The 26620-nt window shown below is 66.7% G+C and carries 21 protein-coding genes; 10 read left to right on the plus strand and 11 right to left on the minus strand.

The features are described from left to right. Nucleotides 1–83 precede the first annotated feature (83 nt). The 4 genes from uvrA to K254_RS0107525 form a co-directional block, all read right to left on the minus strand. Nucleotides 84–2987: an excinuclease ABC subunit UvrA gene (gene uvrA / locus K254_RS0107510; protein WP_026554845.1), complete on the minus strand. Its 2904-nt coding sequence runs from the start codon at nucleotides 2985–2987 to the stop codon at nucleotides 84–86. Nucleotides 2988–3086: 99 nt separating this feature from the next. After that, on the minus strand, nucleotides 3087–3488 hold the full coding sequence (locus K254_RS0107515; RefSeq protein WP_051388960.1) for a GntR family transcriptional regulator: 402 nt from the start codon (nucleotides 3486–3488) through the stop codon (nucleotides 3087–3089). After that, a complete protein-coding gene (locus K254_RS22300) occupies nucleotides 3485–5419 on the minus strand; it encodes an ABC transporter ATP-binding protein (RefSeq protein WP_035749104.1) in 1935 nt (644 codons plus the stop codon). The genes K254_RS0107515 and K254_RS22300 overlap by 4 nt, the downstream gene beginning before the upstream one ends. Then, complete coding sequence (locus K254_RS0107525) at nucleotides 5416–7158, minus strand: ABC transporter ATP-binding protein (RefSeq protein ID WP_026554847.1); 1743 nt, start codon at nucleotides 7156–7158, stop codon at nucleotides 5416–5418. The genes K254_RS22300 and K254_RS0107525 overlap by 4 nt, the downstream gene beginning before the upstream one ends. 167 nt (nucleotides 7159–7325) lie before the next feature. Here K254_RS0107525 and K254_RS0107530 point away from each other — a divergent pair, with 167 nt between their 5' ends. Continuing rightward, entirely contained in the window at nucleotides 7326–7997 is a 672-nt protein-coding gene (locus tag K254_RS0107530) for an MBL fold metallo-hydrolase (protein ID WP_026554848.1), read from the plus strand. 3 nt (nucleotides 7998–8000) lie between these two features. Here K254_RS0107530 and K254_RS0107535 read toward each other — a convergent pair whose 3' ends face one another. Together K254_RS0107535 and K254_RS0107540 are read right to left on the minus strand one after the other, a co-directional pair. Continuing rightward, entirely contained in the window at nucleotides 8001–8366 is a 366-nt protein-coding gene (locus K254_RS0107535; protein ID WP_026554849.1) for a hypothetical protein, read from the minus strand. Nucleotides 8367–8433: 67 nt separating this feature from the next. Then, entirely contained in the window at nucleotides 8434–9225 is a 792-nt protein-coding gene (locus K254_RS0107540; protein WP_231391779.1) for a trans-aconitate 2-methyltransferase, read from the minus strand. A 45-nt stretch (nucleotides 9226–9270) separates the two neighbouring features. On the opposite strand from K254_RS0107540, the gene K254_RS0107545 reads away from it, so the two are divergent. From K254_RS0107545 to K254_RS0107570, 6 genes are all read left to right on the plus strand, one after another. Next, the gene (locus K254_RS0107545; RefSeq protein ID WP_026554851.1) at nucleotides 9271–11808 is read left to right on the plus strand and encodes a DEAD/DEAH box helicase; all 2538 of its coding nucleotides are present in this window, start codon (nucleotides 9271–9273) and stop codon (nucleotides 11806–11808) included. Between the two features lie 60 nt (nucleotides 11809–11868). Continuing rightward, nucleotides 11869–12393, plus strand: coding sequence for a GNAT family N-acetyltransferase (locus K254_RS22305; RefSeq protein ID WP_035749106.1), 525 nt, complete (start codon nucleotides 11869–11871; stop codon nucleotides 12391–12393). Further along, the gene (locus K254_RS22310) at nucleotides 12393–13697 is read left to right on the plus strand and encodes an alpha/beta fold hydrolase (RefSeq protein WP_035749108.1); all 1305 of its coding nucleotides are present in this window, start codon (nucleotides 12393–12395) and stop codon (nucleotides 13695–13697) included. The genes K254_RS22305 and K254_RS22310 overlap by 1 nt, the downstream gene beginning before the upstream one ends. A gap of 109 nt (nucleotides 13698–13806) precedes the next feature. After that, a complete protein-coding gene (locus K254_RS0107560) occupies nucleotides 13807–14403 on the plus strand; it encodes a sulfite oxidase-like oxidoreductase (protein ID WP_196810890.1) in 597 nt (198 codons plus the stop codon). Nucleotides 14404–14413: 10 nt separating this feature from the next. Next, the gene (locus K254_RS0107565) at nucleotides 14414–15148 is read left to right on the plus strand and encodes an FAD-binding oxidoreductase (RefSeq protein ID WP_026554853.1); all 735 of its coding nucleotides are present in this window, start codon (nucleotides 14414–14416) and stop codon (nucleotides 15146–15148) included. Then, complete coding sequence (locus tag K254_RS0107570) at nucleotides 15145–15492, plus strand: DUF6510 family protein (RefSeq protein ID WP_196810891.1); 348 nt, start codon at nucleotides 15145–15147, stop codon at nucleotides 15490–15492. The genes K254_RS0107565 and K254_RS0107570 overlap by 4 nt, the downstream gene beginning before the upstream one ends. A 93-nt stretch (nucleotides 15493–15585) precedes the next feature. On the opposite strand, the gene K254_RS0107575 is transcribed toward K254_RS0107570, so the two are convergent. Together K254_RS0107575 and uvrB are read right to left on the minus strand one after the other, a co-directional pair. Next, on the minus strand, nucleotides 15586–16632 hold the full coding sequence (locus K254_RS0107575; RefSeq protein ID WP_035749110.1) for a TerC family protein: 1047 nt from the start codon (nucleotides 16630–16632) through the stop codon (nucleotides 15586–15588). 144 nt (nucleotides 16633–16776) lie between these two features. Continuing rightward, complete coding sequence (gene uvrB, locus K254_RS0107580) at nucleotides 16777–18858, minus strand: excinuclease ABC subunit UvrB (RefSeq protein WP_026554856.1); 2082 nt, start codon at nucleotides 18856–18858, stop codon at nucleotides 16777–16779. 146 nt (nucleotides 18859–19004) lie between these two features. On the opposite strand from uvrB, the gene K254_RS22315 reads away from it, so the two are divergent. After that, nucleotides 19005–19403 (plus strand): hypothetical protein, encoded by a 399-nt coding sequence (locus tag K254_RS22315; RefSeq protein ID WP_051388961.1) that lies wholly within the window; start codon nucleotides 19005–19007, stop codon nucleotides 19401–19403. Nucleotides 19404–19491: 88 nt separating this feature from the next. Here the strand turns inward: K254_RS22315 and coaE are convergent, their stop codons facing one another. Beyond that, nucleotides 19492–20463 carry a dephospho-CoA kinase gene (gene coaE / locus K254_RS22320; RefSeq protein WP_051388962.1) on the minus strand — a complete coding sequence of 324 codons (972 nt, stop codon included), beginning with the start codon at nucleotides 20461–20463 and terminating at the stop codon, nucleotides 19492–19494. Nucleotides 20464–20482: 19 nt separating this feature from the next. Between coaE and K254_RS0107595 the strand changes: the two genes are divergently transcribed. Continuing rightward, nucleotides 20483–21178 (plus strand): IMPACT family protein, encoded by a 696-nt coding sequence (locus K254_RS0107595; protein ID WP_026554857.1) that lies wholly within the window; start codon nucleotides 20483–20485, stop codon nucleotides 21176–21178. A gap of 130 nt (nucleotides 21179–21308) precedes the next feature. Here the strand turns inward: K254_RS0107595 and rpsA are convergent, their stop codons facing one another. Beyond that, nucleotides 21309–22784 carry a 30S ribosomal protein S1 gene (gene rpsA / locus K254_RS0107600; RefSeq protein WP_026554858.1) on the minus strand — a complete coding sequence of 492 codons (1476 nt, stop codon included), beginning with the start codon at nucleotides 22782–22784 and terminating at the stop codon, nucleotides 21309–21311. A 301-nt stretch (nucleotides 22785–23085) separates the two neighbouring features. Between rpsA and K254_RS0107605 the strand changes: the two genes are divergently transcribed. Next, a complete protein-coding gene (locus tag K254_RS0107605; RefSeq protein ID WP_026554859.1) occupies nucleotides 23086–25281 on the plus strand; it encodes an elongation factor G-like protein EF-G2 in 2196 nt (731 codons plus the stop codon). Here the strand turns inward: K254_RS0107605 and K254_RS0107610 are convergent. After that, the gene (locus K254_RS0107610; RefSeq protein ID WP_026554860.1) at nucleotides 25278–26615 is read right to left on the minus strand and encodes a GNAT family N-acetyltransferase; all 1338 of its coding nucleotides are present in this window, start codon (nucleotides 26613–26615) and stop codon (nucleotides 25278–25280) included. The two genes, K254_RS0107605 and K254_RS0107610, sit on opposite strands and share 4 nt — an antisense overlap. Nucleotides 26616–26620: the final 5 nt, after the last annotated feature.

Raw genomic sequence — 26620 nt, forward strand, 5'->3', positions numbered from 1 at the left:
CGCACCCTTGACATCCATGCCGCCGATGGCATACATCGCCGGTGGGCAACCGCGACAGGTCACCCCGGCAGTGCCAAACGCCCCTAGCCGGCCGCCTGGGTTTCCAGCACCTCGCGAAGGAACACCGCCGTGTAGCTTTCCGTGGACTTGGCCACGGCCTCCGGTGTCCCCGTGGCAATGATCTGGCCGCCGCCGGAACCACCGTCGGGCCCCAGGTCCACCAGCCAGTCGGCATTCTTGATGACATCGAGGTTGTGCTCGATCACGATCACCGTGTTGCCCTTGTCCACCAGGCCCTGCAGCACCAGCAGCAGCTTGCGGATGTCCTCAAAATGCAGACCGGTGGTCGGCTCGTCCAGGACATAGACGCTGCGCCCGTTGGAGCGCTTCTGCAGCTCGGCCGCCAGCTTGACGCGCTGCGCCTCGCCGCCGGAGAGGGTGGTGGCGGGCTGGCCCAGCCGCACATAGCCCAGGCCAACATCCACCAGCGTGCGCAGGTGCCGGGCAATCGGCGTGAAGGCGGCAAAGAACTCCGCGCCCTCCTCGATGGGCATGTTGAGCACATCCGCGATGGTCTTGCCCTTGTAGTGGACCTCCAGCGTTTCGCGGTTGTAGCGCGCACCGTGGCAGACCTCGCAGGGCACGTAGACATCCGGCAGGAAGTTCATCTCGATCTTCAGCGTGCCATCGCCGGTGCAGGCTTCGCAGCGGCCGCCCTTGACGTTGAAGGAGAAGCGGCCCGGCTGGTAGCCGCGCACCTTCGCCTCGGTGGTCTCCGCGAAGAGCTTGCGGATGTTGTCAAAGACGCCGGTGTAGGTGGCGGGGTTGGAGCGCGGGGTGCGGCCGATGGGGCTCTGGTCAACATGGACCACCTTGTCCAGGTGTTCCAGACCGTCCACGCGCAGGTGGCGGCCTGCCACCTGGCGCGCGCCGTTGAGCTTGTTGGCGAGGACCTTGTAGAGGATCTCGTTCACCAGCGTGGACTTGCCGGAGCCGCTGACGCCCGTCACGGCCGTGAACAGGCCCAGCGGGAAGGTTGCGTCCACATTGCGCAGATTGTTTTCGCGGGCGCCCACCACCGTGAGCTGGCGCTTCTTGTCGTACTTGCGGCGCTTGGCCGGAATGCCGATCTGCCTGCGGCCGGAGAGGTAGTCCCCCGTCAGCGAGCCGGTGTTGGCCAGCAGTTCGTCGTAGGAGCCGGAGTGCACCACCATGCCGCCGTGCTCTCCGGCACCGGGGCCGATGTCGACAATCCAGTCGGCCTCCTGGATGGTGTCCTCATCGTGCTCGACGACGATGAGCGTGTTCCCCAGGTCGCGGAGGCGGGTCAGTGTGCCAATCAAGCGGCGGTTGTCGCGCTGGTGCAGGCCAATGGACGGCTCGTCCAAAACGTACAGCACGCCCACGAGCCCGGAGCCGATCTGCGTGGCCAGGCGGATGCGCTGGGCCTCGCCGCCGGACAGCGTGGCGGAGGCCCGCTCCAGGTTCAGGTATTCCAGACCCACATCCAGCAGGAACTTCAGCCGAGCCTGGATTTCCTTCAAAACCTGGCTGGCGATCTGCGCCTCGCGGCCGGTCAGGACCAGCGTGGAGAGGAAGTCAAAGCATTCGCGCATCGGCAGGGCGGAGACCTGGGCGATGGACTTGTCGTTGATCAGCACCGACAGCGAGGCCGGATTAAGCCGGGCACCGCCGCAGGCCGGGCACGGTATCTGGCGCATGTACTCTTCGTACCTGTCGCGGGCGGAATCGGATTCCGTCTCCACATGCTTGCGCTGGATGTACTGCACGGCACCCTCAAAACCGGTGCTGTACTTTCGTTCACGGCCAAAGCGGTTCTTGTACTGGACCACCACCTTGTGGTCCTTGCCGTAGAGGATGTTCTGCCGGGACTCCGCTGAGAGCTTCTCCCACGGATCGCTGAGCGAGAAGCCCAGTTCATCCGCCAGCCCCTCCAGCAGCCGGTTCCAGTATTCGGTGGTGGCTGTTCCCAGGGACCACGGCGCGATGGCACCCTCGGCCAGCGAGAGCGCCGGGTTGGGCACCACCAGCTCCTCGTCCACCTCCAGCTTGGTGCCGATGCCGGAGCAGGCCTGGCAGGCGCCAAAGGGGTTGTTGAAGGAGAAGGAGCGCGGTTCGATCTCGTCGATCGCCAACGGGTGTTCGTTGGGGCAGGCCAGGTTTTCGGAGAACGAGCGGATCCGCCCGTCGTCGTCGGCGTCCAGGTCCACCAGCTCGGCGAGCACGCGGCCCTCCGCCAGCACCAGGGCCGTCTCCACGGAGTCGGTCAGGCGCTGCTGGATGCCCTCCTTGACCACCAGACGGTCGATGACCACCTCGATGGTGTGCTTGAACTGCTTCTTCAGCTTGGGCGGGTCGGAGAGCTGGATCTGCTCGCCGTCGACCTTGGCCCGCGAATAGCCCTTGGCGCTGAGCTCCTTGAACAGCTCCACGAACTCGCCCTTGCGGGCCCGCACCACCGGCGCCAGCACCTGGAAGCGGGTGCCCTCCGCCATCTCCAGCAGCTGGTCCACAATCTGCTGCGGGGTCTGCCGGGTGACGGGCTCGCCGCAGACCGGGCAGTGCGGACGGCCCACGCGGGCCCAGAGCAGGCGCATGTAGTCGTAGATCTCGGTGATGGTGCCCACGGTGGACCGGGGGTTCTTCGAGGTGGACTTCTGGTCGATCGACACCGCCGGGGAGAGCCCCTCGATGAAGTCGACATCCGGTTTGTCCACCTGGCCCAGGAACTGGCGCGCGTAGGCGGACAGCGATTCCACGTAGCGGCGCTGGCCCTCGGCGAAGATGGTGTCGAACGCCAGCGAGGACTTCCCCGAGCCGGACAGGCCGGTGAAGACGATCATGGCGTCGCGGGGCAGATCGAGATCCACATTGCGCAGATTGTGTTCGCGCGCGCCCTTCACGATCAACCGGGAGAGATCCGGCTTGTGTGAAAGACCCGGCGTGGTCGAGGCAGGCTGGGGCATTGCTTCCCTTGCAAAGGAGGAGTCGGCAGCGTTAGGCACGTCTCCCATAGTAATCGAAAGTTCGTTCGAATAGGAGTGGTTTGTGAGCGGCGGCACCCGTCAGCGTTGGCCGGACCGGGCCACCGCCGCGCGCACCATGTCCAGGGCTTTGGACAACGGAACGCCGTGCTGCAGCACGACGGCGGCAAACGCGGTGGCTGCCTCGGCGACCGCCGCGGTGAGCTGGTCCCCCGAGGCGGCGACCACTGTTCCGGCGCGGCCCTGGGTGTGGACGATGCCGGCCACTTCCAGTTCCTTGTAGGTCTTGGCCACGGTGTTGACGGCCAGGCCGAGGGCCGCGGCCAGGGCGCGGACGGAGGGGAGCTTGGCCCCCACCACCAGCTTCCCCGACGCGGCCAGATCGGTGATGCGCAGTTTCAGCTGCTCAAACACCGGCACCATGGAGGCTGGATCCGGCCGCCAGGAGCGCAGGATCAACTGTTCCGTTGTCAGGGTGCTCATCGCGCCGCCTGCTCTTCCACCATTGGATCGCCGAATTGGGACATGTACAGATCGTAGTAGAACCCGCCTGCAGCCAGCAGCGCCTCGTGGGTCCCTTGTTCAATGATGCGCCCGTGGTCCATCACCAGGATCAAATCCGCGTCGCGGATGGTGGACAGCCGGTGGGCAATCACAAAGCTGGTGCGCGATTCGCGCAGCCGGTTCATGGCCTGGCGGATCAGCACCTCCGTGCGGGTGTCCACCGAACTGGTCGCCTCATCCAGGATCAGGATGCCCGGCTCGGCCACCCAGGCCCTGGCAATGGTCATCAGCTGGCGCTGGCCCTGGCTGAGCCCGCCGCCGTCGCCGTCAAGCACCGTGTCGTAGCCCTGCGGCAGCGCGCGGACAAAGTGGTCCACGTGCGTCGCCTCGGCCGCTTCGACAATCTCCTCCTCGGTGGCGTCGAGCCGGCCGTAGGCCAGATTCTCCCGGATGGTGCCGCCGAAGAGCCACGCATCCTGCAGCACCATGCCGAAGCGGCGCCGCACATCGTCGCGCGTCATCCTGGCGGTGTCCACGCCGTCGATGGTGATCCGGCCGGAATCGATGTCGTAGAAGCGCATCAACAGGTTCACCAGCGTTGTCTTGCCGGCGCCGGTGGGGCCCACAATGGCCACCGTGGCCCCCGGCTCCGCCACCAGGGAGAGGTTCTGGATCAACGGCTCATCGGGCTTGTAGCTGAAGGACACATCCTCGAACACCACCCGGCCCACCGTCTTGCCCAGCGTGTCCGCCGGCTCGTGGTCGGGGGTCTGCTCCTCGGCGTCCAGCAGCTCGAAGACGCGCTCGGCCGAGGCCACGCCGGATTGGAGCAGGTTGATCATGCCGCCGATCTGGGCCAGCGGCTGGCTGAACTGGCGCGAGTACTGGATGAAGGCCTGCACCGAACCGATGGTGAGCAGGCCGGAGGCCACCTGGATGCCGCCCACCACGGCCACGATCACGTAGTTGAGGTTGGCGACGAAGTTCATGGTGGGCATGATGATGCCGGAAATGAACTGGGCCTTGGCACTGGAGGCGTAGAGGGAGTCGTTGGAGACCTGGAACTTGTCGATGGCCGCCTGCTGCTGGCCGAAGGCCTTGACGATCTCGTGTCCGGTGAACATCTCCTCCACATGTCCATTGAGTTCGCCGGTGGTCTTCCACTGGGCCATGAACTGCACTCGGGAGCGCTTGGCGATCACCACCGTGACCAGGGCCAGCAGCGGCACAGTGGCCAATGAAATCACCCCCAGCATCGGGGAAATGGAGAACATCATGGCCAGCACGCCGATCACCGTCATGGAGGAGATCAGCAGCTGGGTGAGCGTCTGGTTCAGCGTTTGGGCAAAGTTGTCGATGTCGTTGGTGACCTTGGAGAGCACATCGCCGCGGGACTGCTCCTGGAAGTGGCCCATCGGCAGCTTGTCCAGCTTCGCCTCGATCTGCCCGCGCAGCCGGTACATGGCGCGCTGGACGATGCCGGTGGTGATGTAGCCCTGGGCCCAGTTGAAGAAGAAGGCCGCCACATAGAGGGCCAGCACCAGCACCATCACCTGGCCCAGTGCCGCAAGGTCCAGCCCCTGGCCGGGGACGGTGTCCATGCCGGAGAGCATGTCGGCGATCTGCCCCTGGCCGGCGGCCCGGAGCGCCGCCACCGCCTGCTCCTTGGTGGTTCCGGCGGGGAAGCGCCCGGCCAGCATCTGGCCCACGACGCCGTTGAAGATGATGTCGGTGGCGTGGCCCAGGATCTTGGGCGCCAGCACGGAAAGCCCCACGGACACCGCGGCCAGCACCACCACCCAGATCATCCGCAGCTTGTCCGGAGCCATCATGGCCAGGATGCGCTTGACGCTGGGCCCGAAGGCCATCGGCTTGCTCACCGGGGGTCCGCCCCGTCCCATCATGCTCATGCTGCGTGCTCCTGGTCCTCTTCGGTCATCTGGGACGTGACGATTTCACGATACGTTTCACAGTCCTCCATCAAGGATGTGTGGGTGCCCTGCCCCACCAGGCGCCCCTCGTCCAGCACCAGGATGTTGTCGGCATGCAGGATGGTGCTCACCCGCTGTGCCACCAGCAGCACCGTGGACTCCAGCGTCACGGGCCGCAGCGCGGCCCGCAGCCGGGCATCGGTGGCAAAGTCCAGGGCGGAGAAGCTGTCGTCAAAGAGGTAGACGGCGGGCTCCCCCACCAGGGCCCGCGCAATGCACAGGCGCTGCCGCTGGCCGCCCGAGACATTGGACCCACCCTGGTCGATGGCCGCCGCGAGCCCCTCGGGCATGTCACGGACGAAGTCGGCCGCTTGGGCGATCTCCAGCGCCCGCCACAGCTCCTCGTCGCTGGCGTTGGGCTTGCCCACGCGCAGATTCGAGGCCACGGTGCCCGAGAACAGGTACGCCTTCTGCGGCACCAGGCCGATGGCCGTCCGCAGCGAATCCAGGGACAACGCCTGCGCGTCGTGGCCGCCGATGCTGATCCGGCCCTCGGAGCGGTCCAGCAGCCGCGGAATCAGATTCAACAGCGTCGTCTTGCCGCTGCCGGTGGAGCCGATGATCGCCGTCGTCGTGCCCGGCCGGGCGGCAAAGCTCAGTCCGGACACGACGGGGGCCTCGGCGCCCGGGTAGCTGAAGGAGACATCGTGGAATTCCAGCGAGCCGTCCACCACGCGGGTGCGGATGGCATCCGGCGCATCCTGCACGCTCGGCACCGTGTCCAGCACGGCCTGGATGCGCTCGGCGCTGACAGCGGCGCGGGGGATCATCATGAACATGAACATGGCCATCATCACCGACATCAAGATCTGCATGATGTAGCTCAGAAAGGCCGTCAGGGCGCCGATCTGCATGTCGCCGGCGTCGATGCGCTGTCCACCGAACCACAGCACGCCGACGCTGGTGGCATTGACCAGCAGGAAGATGGTCGGAAACATCAGCGACAGCAGCCGGCCGGCGCGCAGCTGGGTGGCGGTCAGCTCGCCATTGGCCGCGCCGAAGCGCTCGGCCTCGAAGTCCCGGCGGACAAAGGCGCGGATCACGGAGATGCCCATGATCTGTTCGCGCAGCACCGTGTTGATCCGGTCCAGCTGCTTCTGGACGAGCCGGAAGGTGGGCACCAGCTTGCGGACAATCAGCGCAATGGCCACCACCAGCAGCGGAAGCACCACCAGCAGCAGCGCGGACAGCGGGACATCCTGCTGCAGGGCCAGCACAATGCCGCCCACGCACATGATGGGGGCCGTCACCATCATGGTGAAGCCCATCAGGGTCAGCATCTGCACCTGCTGGACGTCATTGGTGGTGCGGGTGATCAGGGACGGTGCGCCGAAGCTGCCCACCTCCTGGGCTGAGAACGTCTCCACCGTGGTGAAGAGCTCCCGCCGGACCTGGCGGCCCAGCTGCATGGCCAGCCTGGCGCTGAGGAACGTTGCGGCCACGGCACAGAGCACCTGGCCGGCGGTGATCGCCAGCATCCAGCCGCCGAGGGTGAAGATGGTGCCGGTGTCCCCCTTGACGACGCCGTCATCGATGATGTCCGCGTTCAGGGTGGGCAGGTACAGGGTGGCCAGCGTCGACAGCAGCTGGAGCACCACGATGAGGATCAAAGGCACCTTGTGCGGCGCCAGATTCCGGGATATCAGTTTCAGCAGCACGGATCCTCCAGCGGACCCGGCCGGGCGGCCCGCACGTTTCAGGTCTGGACCTTGCGGCCCACTTGCACATTCAGTGCCAACCTACTCCCCGCGGCTGCGGAATGTCAGAGCCTTATCCTGAGGGCGAACTGTGCATTTCCCCCGGGGCCCGCTCCTAGACTGGGTCCATGACCAGCGAACTTCTCTCTTCGGGCCCTGTGGCCATCCGCCGCATCAGCGTCAGCGCCATGGACAACAATGTCTACCTGCTGACCTCCCGCCGGACAGGCATCCAAGTGCTCATCGATGCCGCGGATGATGCGCCAGCCATTGCGGACCTGCTGGCCGACGGCGCGAAGGACCTCGACCGCTCCGCCACCGCAGCGGGGATAGTGCCCGGGTTGGCTTTGGTGGTGACCACCCACGCGCATTGGGACCATGTGCGTGCCCTGGCCGCGGTGGTGGCAGCCACGGGTGCACGGACGGCGGCCGGAGCCGCCGATGCCGCGGCCATCGACGTGCCCACGGATGTGGCGCTGGACGACGGCGACGTGGGCACCTTCGACGACTTCGACCTGGAGGCCATCGAGCTGCGCGGCCATACGCCCGGCTCCGTGGCCCTGCTCTACCGCAGCAAGGCCGGGCCGGCGCACCTGTTCACCGGGGATTCGCTCTTCCCGGGCGGCGTCGGGAACACGGAGAAGGACCCGGCGCGGTTCACCCAGCTCTACACCGACGTCGTCGAGCGGATCTTCAACGTGCTGCCCGATGACACCGTGGTCCACCCCGGCCACGGCGCCGGCACCACGCTGGGCGCCGAGCGGCCGCACCTTTTGGAATGGCGCGCCCGCGGCTGGTAGCGCTTAGTCCTCGCCGTGGATCAAGCGGTGCTTGGCGTTCCAATCGTCAAGCTCTTCGATCGTCTTGCCGGCGCCTGAGTAGCGTTCCAGGTGGCCGGCCGGATCGTCCAGAACCTGGCGCCACTGCTCCCGCGTCTGCTGGGGTGCGGCCTCGAAGTCCGCCGGGGTGGCGCTGATGATCTGGGAGATGCGTCCGGGGCTCTTGCCGGTCAGCGTCGCCAGCATCGCCTGCTTCACGCCAAATTGGCCGGCGGCGGCCACGGCATCGCGTTCGAACTGCTCCACGTCGGCCAGCTGGCGGGCCAGGGCCTCGCGGTGCCGGGCCAGCATCCACACATAGGATGCCAATGCCTCTTGTTCCTGGGTCATTTTCTTTGCCATAAACAAAGACTATCCCGATGAACAAGCTTTATCTCCCTAAAGAAATGTCACCGCGTCAGCGTTTCCGCCCCACCATAAAGATGCGGCGGAAGGGAAAGATGGTGCCATCGGGGCCCGGCGGGTAGGCGGCGCCAAGGCGCTTGGCGTACTCGGCTTCAAACGCCTCGCCCTCGGCGGTGTCCAGCGCCGCCATCACGGGGCGCAGTGCCGTTCCCCTGACCCACTCCAGCACCGGCCGCTCCCCCGCCAGCAGCTGGTGGAAGGTGCTCTCCCAGACGTCGGCATCGCAGCCGGCATGCAGCAGCAATTGCTGGTACTGGCCCGGTTCCCACACGGCGTCGTCGTGGCGCAGCACGCCGTCCAGCGCCTCGGACCAGCGCGCCGACTCGGCCAGCTGGCGCATCAGCACATGTGAGGGCGAGGCGAAATTGCCCGGCACCTGGACTGCCAGCCAGGCTCCCGGCTCCAGCACCGCCAGCCAGCGGCGCATCAGATCCTGGTGCCCCGGCACCCACTGCAGTGCCGCGTTGGAGACCAGCACGTCCGTGCCCGGCTCCGGCATCCAGCCGGCAATGTCGCCCTGCTCAAAGCTGAGATTGGCCGGCCGGTCCGCCATGGCGCCGGCGGTGGCCACCATCTCGGCCGAGCTGTCCACACCAACAACGTCGGCATCCGGCCAGCGGCGGGCCAGCGCCGCCGTCAAGGTCCCCGGCCCACAGCCCAGATCCACCACCCGCCGCGGCGACAGTGCGGCAATCCTGCCGGTCAGGTCGAAAAAGGGCCTGTCGCGGAAATTGCCGAACTGGACGTATTTGGCCGGATCCCAGGTGATGCGTTGGCGCTCCATGGCGTTATCCTGCCACAGCCAAAAGCCCAGTAGGCTTGAAACATCATGAATCTTGCCGACCAGCTCCCCCCTCGTACCGCCGGAACACCGGATCCCGACACTGTCTTCGACGCGTTCATGGAATGGACGGACTCCCGCGGGATCGAGCTCTACCCGGCCCAGGAAGAGGCCGCGATGGAACTGGTGGAGGGCAACAACGTGATCCTCTCCACGCCCACGGGCTCGGGGAAGTCCCTGGTGGCCATCGCGGCGCACTTCAACGCCATGGCCCACGGCGCCACCAGCTACTACACGGCCCCCATCAAGGCCCTCGTCTCGGAGAAGTTCTTCGCCCTCTGCGACATTTTCGGCGCTTCGAACGTCGGCATGATCACCGGCGACTCCGCCGTCAACCAGGAGGCCCCGATCATCTGCTGCACCGCGGAGATCCTGGCGAACATCGCCCTGCGCGAGGGCGAGGCGGCCGACGTCGGCGTCGTCATCATGGACGAGTTCCACTACTATTCGGACCCGCAGCGCGGCTGGGCCTGGCAGGTGCCGCTGCTGGAGCTGCCGCAGTCGCAGTTCCTGCTGATGAGCGCCACCCTGGGCGATGTGAGCAGCTTTGAGAAGGATCTGACGACGCTGACCAACCGCGTCACCACCACAGTCGCCAATGCCGAGCGGCCCATTCCGCTGCACTACTACTACGTGCAGACGGGCGTCCACGAGCAGCTGGAGGAGCTGCTGGCCACCAAGCAGGTGCCCGTCTACGTGGTGCACTTCAGCCAGGCCGAGGCCATCGACCGCGCGCAGAACCTGATGAGCATCAACGTCTGCACCCGCGAGGAGAAGGACAAGATCGGCGAGCTGATTGCCGGCTTCCGCTTCTCCGCCGGCTTCGGCAAGACCCTCAACCGCCTGGTGCGCCACGGCATCGGCGTGCACCACGCGGGCATGCTGCCCAAGTACCGCCGCCTGGTGGAGCAGCTGGCCCAGGCGGGCCTGCTGAAGGTCATCTGCGGCACGGACACCCTCGGTGTCGGCATCAATGTGCCCATCCGCACGGTGCTGCTGACGGCTCTGAGCAAGTACGACGGCGTCCGCACCCGGGTGCTGCAGGTGCGCGAGTTCCAGCAGATTGCCGGACGTGCGGGCCGCGCCGGCTACGACACCGCCGGCACCGTGGTGGTGCAGGCCCCCGAGCACGTAGTGGAGAACACCAAGGCCATGGCGAAGGCACAGGCCAAGTTCGGCGACGACGCCAAGAAGCTGCGCCAGGTGGTCAAGAAGAAGCCGCCGGAGGGCTTTGTCAGCTGGGGCGAGCCGACGTTCACCAGGCTGAGCGAGTCCGTGCCGGAGCCGCTGACCTCCAGCTTCACCATCACCCACGCGATGCTGCTGAACCTGCTGGAGCGCCCGGGCGATCCCTTCCAGGCCGCCCGCCGGCTGCTCACGGCAAACCATGAGTCCCGTTCGGCGCAGCTGAAGCTGATGCGCAAGGCCCTGGGCATCTACCGGGAGCTGCTCGGTGCGGAGATCCTCGAGCGCATCCCCGAGGACGAGCTCACGGACGATGGCCGCACCGTCCGCCTGACGGTCCACCTGCAGATGAACTTCGCCCTGAACCAGCCGCTCTCCCCCTTCGCGCTGGCCGCCCAGGACCTGCTGGATCCGGAGTCCCCCAGCTACGCCCTGGATACGGTGTCGGTCATCGAATCGACCCTGGAGAAGCCGCGCCAGATCCTCTCCGCCCAGCTCAAGCGTGCCCGCACCGAGGCCGTGGCCGCGATGAAGTCCGAGGGCATGGAGTACGACGCGCGGATGGCGGCCCTGGACGAGGTCACCTACGCCCAGCCGCTGGCTCCGATGCTGTTCGAGGCGTTTGAGGTCTACCGCAAGGCCGCCCCGTGGGTGGGCGACTTCGAGCTCAGCCCGAAGTCGATTGTGCGCGATATGTACGAGCGCGCCATGAACTTCGGCGAGTTCGTCCAGTTCTACTCCCTGGCCCGCTCCGAGGGCATTGTGCTGCGCTACCTGGCCGATGCCTACAAGGCTCTGCGCCAGACCGTCCCCCAGGACGCGCTGACCGAGGATCTGGAGGACATCATTGCCTGGCTGGGCGAGCTGGTCCGCCAGGTCGACTCCTCCCTGCTGGATGAGTGGGAGCAGCTGGCCAGCGGCGGCAGCGCCCACGCCCCGGAGGCCGAGATCACCCCGCCGGCCCCGCCGAAGCTGACGGGCAACGAGCGCGCCTTCCGCGTGATGGTCCGCAATGAGCTCTTCCGCCGTGTTGAGCTGGCGGCGGACGATGACATCGACGCGCTGGCCGAGCTCGACGGCGACGCCGGCTGGAACGCCAAGCGCTGGGGCGATGCCCTGGATGACTACTGGGACGAGCACGAGTTCATCAACGACGGCCCCTCGGCCCGTGGGCCGGCCCTGCTGCAGATCACCATGGGCCCGGATGCTTGGAAGGTCCGCCAGATCATCGACGACCCGGCCGGCAACCACGATTGGGCCATCACGGCCACTGTCGATCTGGACGCCTCCGACGAGGCAGGTGCCGCCGTCGTGCAGATGGAGGACTTCAGCCGGCTCTGAGCCGGCCAATCCGGCGCCCACTGGTTCAAGGCGGGCGCCGGATTTCGATAGGCTCAATCCATGAGTATCGTTCGCACAGCAGTGCCCTCAGACGTCCCCGCCATCTTGGGCATGATCCATGATCTGGCCGTCTACGAAAAAGAACCCGATGCGGTGAAAAACACCGCAGAGATGCTGCACACCACCCTCTTCGGCGAGAACCCACAGGCGTTTGCCCATGTGGTTGAGGCCGAGGACGGCGCGGCCGGGGCCATCGACGGCTACGCCCTGTGGTTCCTGAACTACTCCACGTGGGAGGGCACCCACGGCATCCACCTCGAGGACCTCTACGTCCGCCCCTCCGCACGCGGCGCCGGCCACGGCAAGGCGCTGCTGCGCACCCTGGCGCAGATCGCCGTCGAACGCGGCTACGCCCGGGTGGAATGGAATGTGTTGGATTGGAACACGCCCTCCATTGAGTTCTACCGCAGTCTGGGTGCCGCCCCGATGGACGGCTGGTCCACCTTCCGCCTCGAGGGCAGCGCACTGGGCGCCTTCGGTGCCGCCCATTCCACGGCCGACGCCGTTGCCGGGGAGGTGCGCTGATGCCGCTGGAATCCTCCGCACCCTATGAACTGCGCGGCATGCGCCTGCGCGACCACCGTCTGGCTGTGCCGCTGGACCACTCGCAGCTTGGCGGGGAGCAGATCACCGTCTTCGCCCGCGAGATTGCCGATGCCGACCTCGATGCGGCGGCCGCGGCCGGGCTGCCGTGGCTGCTGTACCTGCAGGGCGGACCCGGCGGGCGCGGCATCCGGCCCCTGGGCCTGTCCGGCTGGATCAAGGAGGCGTCCTCCAGCTTCCGCATTCTGATGCTGGACCAGCGCGGCACCGGCCTCTCCACGCCCGTGGACCGCCGCACGCTCGCTCTGCGCGGCAACGCCGCCGCCCAGGCCGACTACCTGGCCCACTTCCGTGCGGACGCGATCGTGGCCGACTCCGAATTGTTCCGCGGTGCCTTGGCGGATGGCCAGTGGAGCGTCTATGGCCAGAGCTTTGGCGGCTTCTGCGCCCTGACCTACCTCTCCACGGCGCCCGAGGCTTTGCGCGAGGTGCTGATCACCGGCGGCCTCGGGCCGCTGCACGGCAGTGCCGACCGCGTCTATGAGGCCACCTTCGGCCGGGTCCGCGCCCGCAACGCCGAGTACTTTGCCCGCTACCCGCAGGACCGCGCGGTGGCCACCCGGATCATGGAGCACCTCCGCGCCGTCGACGAGCGCCTGCCCACCGGGGAGCGGCTCACCCCGGAGCGTTTCCAGATGGTGGGGAGCTTCCTAGGCGGCAACACCCGGGTGGACGGGCTGCACTACCTGCTGGAGGAGGCCTTCGTCCCCACGCCCGATGGCGACAGGCTGGCCGATGCGTTCCTGGAGCAGGTGGGCGGCCAGGTAAGCCGCGCCGGCAACCCGCTCTACGCCGTCCTGCACGAATCCATCTACGCCCAGGGTGCGGCCACCGATTGGTCGGCCCAGCGCGTCCTTGCCGCCCATCCGGATTTCGCCCCCGACGCCGCCGAGCCCCTGCTCACGGGAGAAATGATCTACCCGTGGTACTTCGACCAGGATCCCGCGTTGGCGCCGTTGAAGGAGGTTGCGGAACTGCTGGCGGTCCGCACGCAGTGGCCCGCCCTCTACGATCCCGAGCAGCTTGCCCGCAACACCGTCCCCGTGGCTGCCGCCGTCTACAGCGATGACATCTACGTGGACCGGGACCTCTCCCTGGAGACGGCCGCCGCCGTCGCCGGCCTGCAGGTCTGGGAAAGCGCGGACTTCCACCACGACGGCATCACCGACGACGGCGAGGGCATCTTCGCCCGCCTGCTGGGCATGGTGCGCGGCACAGCGGGCTGACCCGGCCGGCCCGCTGGTCCGGTGCCCCGTGTGTCTGGACCCGGTCCTCCCAGTGGCCTATCGTGGGAGGACCGGCCAGTGCCGACCGGGACATCCTCATCGGAGGTGCATGGTGGGAATCATTTCGCGTGGTTTTCATGGCAAGCGGCAGACAACCAATGACAAGCTGCCCCCCGGCCAACATGGAACGGGAGACTTTCCCGTGCTGACGGCCGGCCCGGCACCGGACGTCGCCACCCGGGATTGGGAATTCTTCATCACCACCGAGGCGGGCAAACGCCACGCCTGGTCGTGGGAGCAGTTCATGGCGCTGCCGCAGATCGACATCCGCAACGACATCCACTGCGTCACCAGCTGGTCCAAGCTCGGGACCTCGTGGCGTGGAGTGTCACTGGATACCTTGTTCGAGCAGGTGGACACGTCGTCCAAATTCACCATGGCCCACTCCTACGACGGCTACACCACCAATGTCCCCCTGGCGGACCTCCTCGGCGGCCAGTCCTGGGTGGCGTGGGAATTCGACGGCGAACCCCTCGAGCGGGCCCACGGCGGACCGGCCCGGCTGCTGGTCCCCCACCTGTACTTCTGGAAGAGCGCAAAGTGGGTCCACGGCCTTGAACTGATCCCGCGCGACGTTCCAGGCTTCTGGGAATCCAACGGCTACCATCTGCACGGCGATCCGTGGCGCGAGGAGCGCTACTCGTGAGCCGCACCAGGTGAGCACCACGTGGCGCGTTGCCGACGTCGTCAGCGGCATGCCCGAAAATGACACCGCCCGGACCATTGGACTGAAGGTGGCGGGGTTGGACGGCAGCCTCCCCGGACAGCACATCGACATCCGGTTGACCTCCGATGACGGGTACTCTGCCGTGCGGTCCTACTCCGTGGCGGCGGCCGGCATGGACGGCCTTTTGCAGATCACCGTCGACGAACTGGCCGACGGCGAAGTCTCCCCGTATCTGGTGCGTGAGCTGGTGGTCGGCGACCAATTGGAGATCCGCGGCCCCGTCGGAGGCTGGTTTGTCTGGCTGCCCTCGGACCCGAACCCCGTCCAGCTGATTGCCGGCGGATCGGGCATCGTGCCGCTGATGTCGATGATCCGCGCACATGAGGCCTCGACGAATCCGTCCCGGTTCCGGCTGCTGTACTCGCTCAAATCGCCCGAGGCAGGGTTTTACCGCTCCGAACTGGAAACCCTGGGCCGGGAGTCCGGCAGGCTCGCGGTGGACTACGTCTACACCCGTGCCGTGCCGCCCGGCTGGTCTCATGCACCGCAACGGCTCACCGCTGAATCCCTGTTGGCAAGCATCCTGCCGGCCGATGCCGCCCCGGAGATCTTCATCTGCGGCCAGACGGTGTTTGTCGAGACCGTCTCGGAATGGCTCGTCCAGGCGGGCTACCCAACGTCGATCAAGACCGAACGCTTCGGCGGAACGGGAGGCAACCGGTGACCGGCAGGCACAGCTCAGGCACGCCGGGATCCGGGGAGCCGCGCTTCGACGACAGTGACATCGCGGCAACCGTGGGCAATCCGATACCCCATCTCGACGGCAATGCCGTGGCGGGGATGATGGGGGAACTGTTCCGCATCGACATCATCGCGGCGATTGGCCGGTGCCGGCATTGCGGCGCCGAACACGCCTTCGGCGAGGCCGTGGTCTACACCGATGCCCCGGGCATCGTCGTCCGCTGCAGTTCCTGCCAGGGCGTCCTGCTGCGCCTGGTCGAGACGCCCACGCAGTACTGGCTCGACGTCAGCGGCCTCAGCCATCTGCAGATCGACCGCGAGCCCTAGACGGCCAACGCAAACGGCGGGCCCCACCACACTGGTGGGGCCCGCCGTCGTCGTTGGGTGCTGTCCCGGCCGCGACCGGGCTTCAGCTAAGTGCTAGACGAGGGACTTGTTGTCCTCGCCGGCAGCAGCAGCCTCGGCGTCGGCCTTCAGCCGCGCGTCGATCTTGGCCTGCTTGCCAGCGGGGCTGAGCAGGCTGGCCACCACGGCGATGGCCATGGTGCCGAGGATGATGCCCAGGGACACGAACGTCGGGATCTCCGGAGCCCACTCAATGTGCTGGCCGCCGTTGATGAAGGGCAGTTCGTTGACGTGCATCGCGTGCAGCACCAGCTTGACGCCGATGAAGGCCAGGATGACGGACAGCGCGTGCTTGAGGTAGACCAGCTGGGTCATCAGACCGCCGAGCAGGAAGTACAGCTGGCGCAGACCCATCAGGGCGAAGATGTTGGCGGTGAAGACGATGAAGGCACTCTGCGTGAGGCCGAAGATGGCCGGGATGGAGTCCACGGCGAAGAGCAGGTCGGTGACACCGATGGTGATGAAGACGATCAGCATCGGGGTGAAGACCTTCTTGCCGTCAACGACGGTGCGGACCTTGGTGCCGACGTACTTGTCGCTCATGGGCAGAACCTTGCGCAGCTTGGCAATGAGCGGGTTCTCGGCGCCCTCTTCCTCGTCGCTGCCGTCATCCTTGGCCTGCTTGTAGGCGGTCCAGAGCAGGAAGGCACCGAAGATGTAGAAGACCCAGCTGAACTGCTCGATGACGATGGCGCCGAGCAGGATGAAGATGCCGCGCAGGATGAGCGCGATCACGATGCCCACCATCAGCACACCCTGCTGGAGCGGCTTGGGCACCGAGAAGCGGGCCATGATGATGATGAAGACAAACAGGTTGTCAATGCTCAGGCTGTATTCGGTGACCCAGCCGGCCACAAACTGGCCACCGTATTCGGGGCCGGTGAAGGCGAACATCAGACCGGCGAAGACCAGGGCCAGGGCGACATAGAAGGCGACCCACAGGCCGGATTCCTTCATCGAGGGGGTGTGGGGGCGCTTGATCACAAGCAGCAGATCGGCCAGCAGAATCAGACCGAGGACGGCAAAAGCGCCGATTTCAAACCACAGGGGTAACGTAGGCACGAAGCAACCTTTCGAGGGTACAACAAAGAGGCATAAGTCTCTCCGCTGTTTCCAGCTGCTGGTCCCGGCAGGGCGTCTTTACCCTACGTGTTGACGGAACGAGCTCTTGGGATACTCCCCTACGTACCAACCATCGTACCCTACTCAGGCATGGCCCGCTGACTGCATCTGCCGCAGCTCCTTCTTCAGGTCCCCCACCTCGTCGCGCAGCCGGGCGGCCAGCTCGAAGTGCAGCTCCGCGGCGGCGGCATGCATCTGCTCCGTCAGGCTGGCGATCAGCTCCACCAGATCCTCCGCGGGCGCCGCGGCCAGGCCGTCGTGGCGGACCACAGCGGCACCCTTGCCCTTGATGCGGTTCTTCGCCGCCGTCGCGAGCAGTTCCTTGGTGTCGGCATCCTCGCGGGCGAGCGTGTCCGTGATGTCGGCGATCTTCTTGCGCAGCGGCTGCGGATCGATGCCGTGGTCCAGGTTGTACTGCACCTGGATGGCCCGGCGCCGATTGGTCTCATCGATGGCCTTGGCCATGGAATCGGTGATCCGGTCCGCATACATGTGCACCTCGCCGGAGACATTGCGGGCGGCACGGCCGATGGTCTGGATCAGCGAGGTGGCAGAGCGCAGGAAGCCCTCCTTGTCGGCGTCGAGGATGCTGACCAGCGACACCTCCGGCAGATCCAGGCCCTCGCGGAGCAGATTGATGCCCACCAGCACATCGAATTGGCCCATGCGCAGCTCGCGCAGCAGCTCCACCCGGCGCAGGGTGTCCACATCCGAGTGCAGATACTGGACCTTGACGCCGTGGCCCAGCAGGTAGTCCGTGAGGTCCTCGGCCATGCGCTTGGTCAGGGTGGTGACCAGCACGCGCTCGTTCTTCTCCACCCGGGTGCGGATCTCCCCCAGCAGGTCATCGATCTGGCCCTTGGTGGGCTTGACGATGATCTCCGGATCAATCAGCCCCGTGGGGCGGATGATCTGCTGCACATAGCCATCCGCCTTGCCGAGCTCGTACTTGCCCGGCGTTGCCGAGAGGTAGACGGTCTGGCCGATGCGCTCCAGGAACTCGTCCCATTTCAGCGGCCTGTTGTCCAGTGCGGAGGGCAGACGGAACCCGTGGTCCACCAGGGTGCGCTTGCGGGAACTGTCCCCCTCGTACATGGCGCCGATCTGCGGGACCGTCACGTGGGACTCGTCGATGACCAGCAGAAAGTCGTCCGGGAAGTAGTCGATCAAACAGTGCGGAGCCGTGCCCGGGCCGCGGCCGTCAATGTGCCGGGAGTAGTTTTCGATGCCGGTGCAGAAGCCCATCTGCGCCATCATCTCCAGGTCGTAGGTGGTGCGCATGCGCAGCCGCTGGGCTTCCAGAAGCTTGTTCTGCTTCTCCAGCTCCTTCAACCGCACGGCGAGCTCGTCCTCGATCTGCGTGATGGCGCGGTTCATCCGCTCCGGGCCCGCGACGTAGTGCGAGGCCGGGAAGATGTACATCTCCGTCTCTTCGCGGATCAGGTCGCCGGTGAGCGGATGCAGCGTGTAGATGCTCTCGATCTCGTCGCCGAAGAACTCGATGCGGACGGCCTCTTCCTCATACATCGGGATGATCTCCACAGTGTCCCCGCGCACTCGGAAGGTGCCGCGGTGGAAGTCGACGTCGTTGCGCTTGTACTGCATGGAGACGAACTTGCGCAGCAGATCGTCGCGGTTCATCTGGGCGCCACGGGTCAGCGTCACCATGCCCGCCACGTACTCCTCCGGGGTGCCGAGACCGTAGATGCAGGACACGGTGGCCACCACAATCACGTCGCGGCGGGTCAACAGCGCGTTGGTCGCCGAATGCCGCAGCCGCTCCACCTCCTCGTTGACCGAGGAGTCCTTCTCGATGAAGGTGTCCGTCTGCGGTACGTAGGCCTCGGGCTGGTAGTAGTCGTAGTACGAGACGAAGTACTCGACGGCGTTGTTGGGAAGAAGTTCACGGAACTCATTGGCCAGCTGTGCCGCCAGGGTCTTGTTCTGCACCATGACCAGCGTGGGGCGCTGCACCTGCTCGATCAACCACGCCGTGGTGGCTGACTTTCCGGTGCCGGTGGCGCCGAGCAGGACGATGTCCTTCTCCCCATTGTTGATCCGCTGGGTCAATTCAGCGATGGCCGCCGGCTGGTCTCCTGCGGGCTGGAATTCGCTGATGACCTCGAAGGGGGCGACGACGCGGTTGATTTCCTGGGCAAGGCTCATAGGACAACGCTACCGCGTGCCACCGACATGGATAAGAGGAGCCGCCGCGGGCATGGGGAGGACTCCCCGTCGATAAGTCCAAACGCTGGACTTGATTCGTGTAAGAATGTTGACGACATCACCGCAAACAACCCGAATGAGGTCTCATGAGCGAGAACAACAGCCCCACCCCGCCGCAGTTCCAGCAGCCGCAGCCTGTCGCCTACCCCACCGCACCCAACGGCGCATACCAGGGCGCTCCGGCCCAGGATCCCGGCAAGGTCATGGGCATCATCTCCATCATTCTGCCGTTCGTGGGGCTGGGACTCGTGGGGCTCATCCTGGGCCTCATCGGCATGAGCAAGTCCAAGAAGGCCGGCTTCAAGAACACCCCGGCACTCGTGGGCGTCATTCTCGGTGCGCTGGCCATCGTCATCACTATCGTTGTTGCGATCATTGGCATTTCCGCCGCCACGCAGCTGGCAACGGACATCCAGCAGCAGTGCAGCAACGGCTCCCCCACCTTCACCGTCAACGGCCAGACAGGCTCCTGCACGGGCATCTAGCCCGCACCGCTTTCCCGGGGGTCTGAGAGACAGAGGCCGGCTTCACTGCGAAGCCGGCCTCTGTTGTTGCCGAACCGTCGCCGCGGACCTAGCCTTCAGCGGCTTGAATCTCGACCACAGCGGCCCGGCCCGGGTCGGCCGAGCAGTGGCGGACGGTGCCGGCTCCAGGGAGCAGATCCCCGCAGGAGCCGTGTCCGGGTGCCTGCACCGGGAATCCTGCCTCCGCCAGCAGGGCCGAGACCTTTTGCGCCTGCTCTGCTCCTGCGGCGGACACGCGCAGGTGCAGCACGTCGGGTGCAGGGCGCCCGGCCACCGCCGTTGGGCCCACATGCTCGACGCCGAGCACCAGCCCCGTTCCTGCGTGGGCGATGCGCCAGGCCAGCCGGCGAGCCTGGTCAGGCCAGGCCGGATCCGCCGGCACCACGGCGTCGTCCCCCGCGGCGCACCGGCCGGCTGCCAGGTTCTGTGCAAACGGCACCAGGCGTTTCTGCCACAGGGCATCCAGTGCCGCCAGGGCAGCCTCCGGCCCCGCACTGTTGTCGATGACGACGTCGGCCGCCGCCAGCCGCTGCTCCCGGCTGGCCTGGGCCGCGATGCGCGCCAGGGCATCGGCCTCGGCCATCCCGCGGTGGGCCACCATGCGGGCCAGCTGCTGCTCCACCGGCGCGTCCACCACTAGCACCAAGTGGAACGCCGCCCCCTGGCCGGTCTCCACCAGCAGCGGGATGTCCTGCACCACCACCTGGCCCGGCCCAGCGGCCGCCGACAGACGTGCCGCCTCGGCCCGCACCAGGGGATGCGTGATCGCGTTGAGGGCCTTCAACCTGTCCGGATCCGCGAAGACGATGGCACCCAGCGCCGGGCGGTCCAGGCCGCCGTCGGCGTCCAGCACGCCTGGGCCGAACTCGGCGGCCACGGCGGCCAGCCCCGGGGTTCCGGTCGCCACCACCTGGCGGGCCAGCTGATCGGCATCGATCACGACGGCGCCCAGTTCGCGGAACCGGGCGGAGAGCAGGGATTTGCCGGACGCGATGCCGCCGGTGAGGCCAAGGGAAAGCATGCCTAAAGACTAAGCTGGGTTGGTGGAGAAGACGGAACGCGAAACCCCGAGCACGGCCACCGGCTACACCACCCTGGCAGCGGGGGCGGACTTCCGGCACGAGCTCACCATCAAGCGCTCCCGCTTCATCACGGTGCTGCGCCGGGTGGAGGATGAGGCCGGCGCCCGGGCGCTCGTGGCGGAACTGCGCAAGGAATTCTACGACGCCCGCCACCACTGCACGGCCTTCGTTCTCGGCCCGGACCAGTCCGTCCAGCGCTCCAACGACGACGGCGAGCCCTCGGGCACCGCTGGCATCCCCATGCTTGAGGCCCTCACCAAGCACCGCACCGCGGACGGCAGTGCGCTCAGCGACGTCTCCGCCGTCGTCGTGCGCTACTTTGGCGGCATCCTGCTGGGGGCCGGCGGACTGGTCCGCGCCTACTCGGAATCCGTCTCGGCAGCCCTGGACGCCGCACCCCTGGTCCAGCGCCAGCGGCTGGGGCTGTTCACCGTCTCGCTCCCCCACGCCGCCGCCGGGCGCCTGGAGAACGAGCTGCGCAGCGCCGGCTACACCATGACGGGCAACGGCTACGATGCCGTCCTCACGCACATGGGCCTGGCCATGCCGGACGAGCCCGCCGCCATCGAGGCCGCCCGGCACCGGCTCGCGTCGCTGACTGCCGGCGGAGCCACCCTGGAAGCGTCCGGCACCGGCTGGGTGGACCTCACCTAGCAATTCCGAAACCCCCACGTGCTCTTTCGCGCAGGGTGGAACTGGGCGGGTGGAATTGTGGTTAACGCAAAGGCGGGCCCCTGCTTTCGCAGGGACCCGCCTTCAGCTATTGCTAGCCAGTGCTGCGGAATTAGTTTCCGGTCAGCTTCTCGCGCAGAGCGGCGAGAGCCTCGTCGGAAGCCAGCGTGCCCGCACCGGAGTCGGCAGCAGCCGGCTCGGAGGAGTACGAGGTTGCAGCGGAGTCGCTGTCGCCGGAGCCGGCAGCTGCGATGTCCTCGGCAGCGTGCTGGGCAACCTGCTTCTTGTGGGACTCCCAGCGAGCCTGGGCGTCAGCGTACTGCTGCTCCCAGGTTGCGCGCTGGGTCTCGTAGCCCTCGAGCCACTCGTTGGACTCCGGGTCGAAGCCCTCCGGGTACTTGTAGTTGCCCTCTTCGTCGTACTCTGCGGCCATGCCGTACAGAGCCGGGTCGAACTCGGTGCCCTCGGCGTCGACGCCCTCGTTGGCCTGCTTGAGGGACAGCGAGATGCGGCGGCGTTCCAGGTCGATGTCGATGACCTTGACGAAGAGCTCGTCGCCAACGGAGACAACCTGCTCGGCCAGCTCCACGTGGCGCACGGCCAGCTCGGAGATGTGGACCAGGCCCTCGATGCCGTCTTCGACGCGCACGAACGCACCGAACGGAACCAGCTTGGTGACCTTACCGGGGACAACCTGGCCCAGCGCGTGAGTGCGGGCGAAGGTCTGCCACGGGTCTTCCTGCGTAGCCTTGAGCGAGAGCGATACACGCTCGCGGTCCAGATCCACTTCGAGAACCTCGACGGTGACTTCCTGGCCAACTTCGACAACCTCGGACGGGTGGTCGATGTGCTTCCAGGACAGCTCGGAAACGTGAACCAGACCATCGACGCCGCCCAGGTCCACGAAGGCACCGAAGTTGACGATGGAGGACACGACGCCGGGACGAACCTGGCCCTTTTCCAGCTTGTTGAGGAACGTGGAACGAACCTCGGACTGGGTCTGCTCGAGCCAGGCACGGCGGGACAGAACAACGTTGTTGCGGTTCTTGTCCAGCTCGATGATCTTGGCTTCGATCTGCTGGCCGATGTACGGAGCCAGATCGCGCACGCGGCGCATCTCGACGAGGGAGGCGGGGAGGAAGCCGCGCAGGCCGATGTCCAGGATAAGACCACCCTTGACGACCTCGATGACGGTACCGGTAACGACACCATCCTCTTCCTTGACCTTCTCGATGTCGCCCCAGGCACGCTCGTACTGAGCGCGCTTCTTGGAGAGAATCAGGCGGCCTTCTTTGTCTTCCTTGGTGAGCACCAGGGCTTCGACCTGATCGCCAACGGAGACAACGTCTCCGGGATCAACGTCGTGCTTGATGGAGAGCTCGCGGGAGGGGATGACACCTTCGGTCTTGTAACCGATGTCGAGCAGAACTTCGTCGCGGTCAACCTTGACAACAACACCTTCGACGAGGTCGCCGTCGTTGAAGTACTTGATGGTTGCGTCTACGGCTGCGAGGAAGTCTTCAGCAGTACCAATGTCGTTGATGGCGACTACGGGGGTACCGGTCTTCTCGGGGGTCGTGATGGTCATGTAGTAGGGGCTCCGATGTGGATAGTTGGATTCGCAGGCACGCGCGGACCGGTGTGAACCGGGCTGCCGGGCCTGAATTATGGGCAAAGCATGGATGCGGAGCGGCCGATTTTGACCCACAAGGAGGCATAATCTGCGCACTACACGCCCGTTTAGTCTAGTCCGTTCCAGCAATGATGGCAAAAAGGTTCCGCCGGGCGGGTCCGGCCGCCGCGCCCTTGCCGTCCACCCACTCGAGGGTGTCGAATCTGTTCTAAGTGCGCTCGACAGCGGTGGATGAATACGACGCCAGGAGGTACCCATGTCAGCGAAAGCCAGCAGTGGACCGGCAGGGGGGCCGGGTGGGGCCGTCCCCGATCCCCAGCGGCCCGTCGCTCCGGCCTCCAAGCGGACCGAGGGTCCAGCGGACAGGCCGGAGGCCATCCGCAACGTTGCCTTGGTGGGCCATTCCGGGGCCGGGAAGACGATGCTGGTCGAGGCCCTGCTCGCTGCCACAGGTGCCATCTCCCGCCTTGGCACCATCGAGGACGGCACCACGGTCAGTGACTCGGATCCGTCGGCCATCCACCAACAGCGTTCCGTGGCCTTGTCGGTGGTGCCTGTGATGCTTGGCAGCACAAAGGTCAACCTGCTCGATACACCGGGCTACCCGGACTTCACCGGGGAGCTGCGAGCCGGGCTGCGCGCCGCAGATGCGGTGCTGTTTGTGGTGTCGGCCGTAGAGGGCCTGGCCGTGGGGACGGCGGCACTCTGGGGCGAATGTGAGCGGCTGGGCATGCCCCGGGTGCTGGTGCTCAGCCGGTTGGACCATCCGCGGGCCGACTACGACGGTGTCCTGGCCGCCTGCCGGCAGGCGTTTGGCAGCCGGGTGGTGCCGCTCTACAGCCCGCTTCGGACGGATGGGGGCATCACTGGTTGGCTGGGGCTGGCGGCGGGGCGGGTGTCGGAATATCCGGGCGGCAGTCCCCGGCCTGCCACGCGCGACGCCGACGCAGCCGAACGAGAGGCCTCCGAGTCCGACCGCGCGGTTCTTGTTGAGAGCATCATCGCCGAGGCCGACGATGAGACGTTGATGGACCGCTACCTCGACGGCGAGGACGTGGAACCGCAGGTCCTCGCCGCCGCACTGGCGGCCGCCGTCGCCCGTGGAGCGATCTTCCCCGCCTTGGGTGTCTCGTCCCTGGCCGGAGCAGGGGTGGCGGAGGTGCTGGCCGTGCTGGAGCACGTACTCCCCTCCCCTGTTGGACGGGGGCTGCCCGCCGTGAAGGACCTCCAGGGCAGTCCCGCGCCCCCGGTGTCCTGCGACCCCGCCGGAGCCCTTGTCGGAGAAGTGGTCCGGACCACGATCGACCCATTTCTGGGCCGGATTGCCCTGGTCAGGGTCTTCTCCGGGACGCTGCGCGAGGATTCCGCAGTGCATGTCAGCGGCCGCGGGCTGTCCAGCCGGGGCCACGAAGACCACGACAGCGACGAACGCGTCACCCACCTGCATTCACCGCTGGGGGCGGGCCTGCGGCCGGTTCCGTACTGTGTGGCGGGGGACATCTGTGCGCTCACCCGGGTGAACGGCGCCGAAACCGGTGACACCGTCTCGGCCAAGGACGCACCACTCCTGATCGACCCGTGGGACATGCCCGAGCCGTTGCTGCCGATTGCCGTCGAAGCGCTCTCCCGCAACGATGAAGACGCCCTGGCCAAGAGTCTGGGCAAACTGACGGCCAGCGACCCTACGCTTCGAGTGGAGCGCAACGCGGAGACCCACCAATTGGTCCTCTGGTGCACGGGGGAAGCGCATGCCGAGGTGGTTCTGGACAGGCTGCGGAGCCAAGGCGTCAAGGTTGCCACAGTGGAGGTGGTGGTCCCGCTGCGGGAGACGTTTGGCGCCCCGGCCGCCGGGCATGGGCGTTACGTCAAACAGTCCGGAGGCCACGGGCAGTTTGCCGTGTGCGACATCGACGTTGAACCGCTCGACCGCGGGGCGGGGTTCGAGTTTGTCGACAAGATTGTCGGAGGGGTGATTCCCGGACCGTTCGTCACCTCGGTCGAGAAGGGGGTCCGGTCGCAGATGCAGTCCGGCGTCTTTGCCGGATTTCCGGTGGTCGACATCAGGGTGACGCTGGTGGGCGGCAAGACCCACAGCGTGGACTCCTCGGACGCAGCCTTCCAGGCCGCCGGGGCTCTGGCCCTGCGGGAGGCCGCTGCCGCCGGCCGCATCCAGCTGCTGGAACCGGTCGCGGAACTGGCCATCAGCGTCCCGGAGGACTGCGTGGGGGCGGTCATGAGCGATCTCACCACCCGCCGTGGACGGCTGACCGGCACCTTGTCGGCCGTCGGTGGCGTCACGGACATCAGCGCCGAGGTCCCCGAACAGGAATTGCTGCACTACGCGGTCCAGCTGCATGCCCTGACAGCCGGCGCCGGACGCTTCCGGCGCAGCTACCTGCGGCACGAACCCGTCCCGCCCACAGCGAACTCCCCCACGCACTCCCGCCCCTAGAAGTCCGTCAGGCTGTGCGCCCTGACCGGCACCCCAAAGAGAGTTTGCAGTCGTTCGACGGCGCCCGGAACCAGGCCGCGGAGCGTTCCGGCGGCCGCCAGCGTGGCAGGGGAAACATCGCCCAGGTACAGCGATGAAAGTTCGGCGATGCCCAACTCGGCGTGGATGCGGGGCTCGTCAACCAGCTCGTCGTGGACCAGTTCCGTCACGGAGGCGGATCCCCCTGCGACCTTCACCTCGAACACGCCGCCGGCATGGCCCAGCAGGTCCGTGACCTTGAGCACGACGACGGCGTCGTGGTGCCAGGCGCGGGCCTCCAGTGCCGCCTTGGTGTCCAGGATGCGCAGCCACAGGTGGTCGCTGACCCTGGTGCGGCGGTAGTGGCGCTTGTTGGCCAGTGCCCATTCCAGCGGATCCTCCACCGGGGCGCCGTGCCGGACCACCTTGCCGACGAGGTCCAGTGAGCCAAGGTAGTTCCACAGCGCCAGGTAGGCATCGGCGTCGACGGCCAGCAGGTCAACCACCTCGACGGCAGCGGGCTTCTCATCCCAGCCCTTGAACTTGTAGGAGACGTAGCCGTCCACCCCGCCGTCGGCACCGTAGTGCAACGCGGCGCGGACGGCCTTGTCCCGCTCCGGGTTGGCGTAGCTCCAGTAGCCGCTCGCCTGGTAGCGGTACGAGTCCTGGCGGGCGATGGAGCCGAAGGTGGCCGCATGGATCCTCTCGAACAGCACTGGCTCAAGGTCCTGGAGCACCACAGGGTCCGCCACCTCGACCAGACCACGGTTGGCGGCCGCCGGGTTGCGGAAAGCGAAGGTGGGGCCGGCGTCGATGTCCACGCTGGTGTGGTGCGTGGCCGGGCCAAAGCCGAAGCGGCCATAGATGCTGGCTTCCGAGGCCGTCAGTGCAGCCATCGGCAGCCCGTCGTCCTTGGCCTGCTGGAGGTCGGCGGTGATCATCGAACGCAGCAGTCCGCGGCGCCGGTGGCTGCTGCGGACCGTGACGGCGGTGATCATGTGGACGGGGAGCAGCGTCCCGGCGCCAACATTGAGCGTCTTGCGGTGCGCTGCGTAGGTGGCCACCGGGTAGTCGGCGTCCCAGGCCCCCTTCAGGGACGTTGCCGCGTACACGCCCGTGGCGGTGCGGCCGTCCTTTTCCTCGGAGGCCAGATACTTCTCGATGGTCTCCTCGTCTACGGCGCCGTCGTGGAAGCCGAACGAGACGGCCTGGACCCATTTCGAGAGCCTGGGGTCGACGCCATCCACCTGCCGGCGCACGGGGAAGGAACGGATCTCGTAGGGATTGGACTCGGCGGCAGCGTTTTGATCACTCACCCGCG

Origin of the sequence: Arthrobacter sp. 35W (assembly GCF_000482545.1) — a bacterium.
GTDB lineage: Bacteria > Actinomycetota > Actinomycetes > Actinomycetales > Micrococcaceae > Specibacter.

Coding starts and splice junctions, on each gene's coding strand:
- uvrA (WP_026554845.1), bottom strand. CDS start 2,987: ATGCCCCAGCCTGCCTCGACCACGCCGGGTCTTTCACACAAGCCGGAT.
- K254_RS0107515 (WP_051388960.1), bottom strand. CDS start 3,488: ATGAGCACCCTGACAACGGAACAGTTGATCCTGCGCTCCTGGCGGCCG.
- K254_RS22300 (WP_035749104.1), bottom strand. CDS start 5,419: ATGAGCATGATGGGACGGGGCGGACCCCCGGTGAGCAAGCCGATGGCC.
- K254_RS0107530 (WP_026554848.1), top strand. CDS start 7,326: ATGACCAGCGAACTTCTCTCTTCGGGCCCTGTGGCCATCCGCCGCATC.
- K254_RS0107535 (WP_026554849.1), bottom strand. CDS start 8,366: ATGACCCAGGAACAAGAGGCATTGGCATCCTATGTGTGGATGCTGGCC.
- K254_RS0107540 (WP_231391779.1), bottom strand. CDS start 9,225: ATGGAGCGCCAACGCATCACCTGGGATCCGGCCAAATACGTCCAGTTC.
- K254_RS0107545 (WP_026554851.1), top strand. CDS start 9,271: ATGAATCTTGCCGACCAGCTCCCCCCTCGTACCGCCGGAACACCGGAT.
- K254_RS22305 (WP_035749106.1), top strand. CDS start 11,869: ATGAGTATCGTTCGCACAGCAGTGCCCTCAGACGTCCCCGCCATCTTG.
- K254_RS22310 (WP_035749108.1), top strand. CDS start 12,393: ATGCCGCTGGAATCCTCCGCACCCTATGAACTGCGCGGCATGCGCCTG.
- K254_RS0107560 (WP_196810890.1), top strand. CDS start 13,807: ATGGTGGGAATCATTTCGCGTGGTTTTCATGGCAAGCGGCAGACAACC.
- uvrB (WP_026554856.1), bottom strand. CDS start 18,858: ATGAGCCTTGCCCAGGAAATCAACCGCGTCGTCGCCCCCTTCGAGGTC.
- K254_RS22315 (WP_051388961.1), top strand. CDS start 19,005: ATGAGCGAGAACAACAGCCCCACCCCGCCGCAGTTCCAGCAGCCGCAG.
- coaE (WP_051388962.1), bottom strand. CDS start 20,463: ATGCTTTCCCTTGGCCTCACCGGCGGCATCGCGTCCGGCAAATCCCTG.
- rpsA (WP_026554858.1), bottom strand. CDS start 22,784: ATGACCATCACGACCCCCGAGAAGACCGGTACCCCCGTAGTCGCCATC.
- K254_RS0107605 (WP_026554859.1), top strand. CDS start 23,086: ATGTCAGCGAAAGCCAGCAGTGGACCGGCAGGGGGGCCGGGTGGGGCC.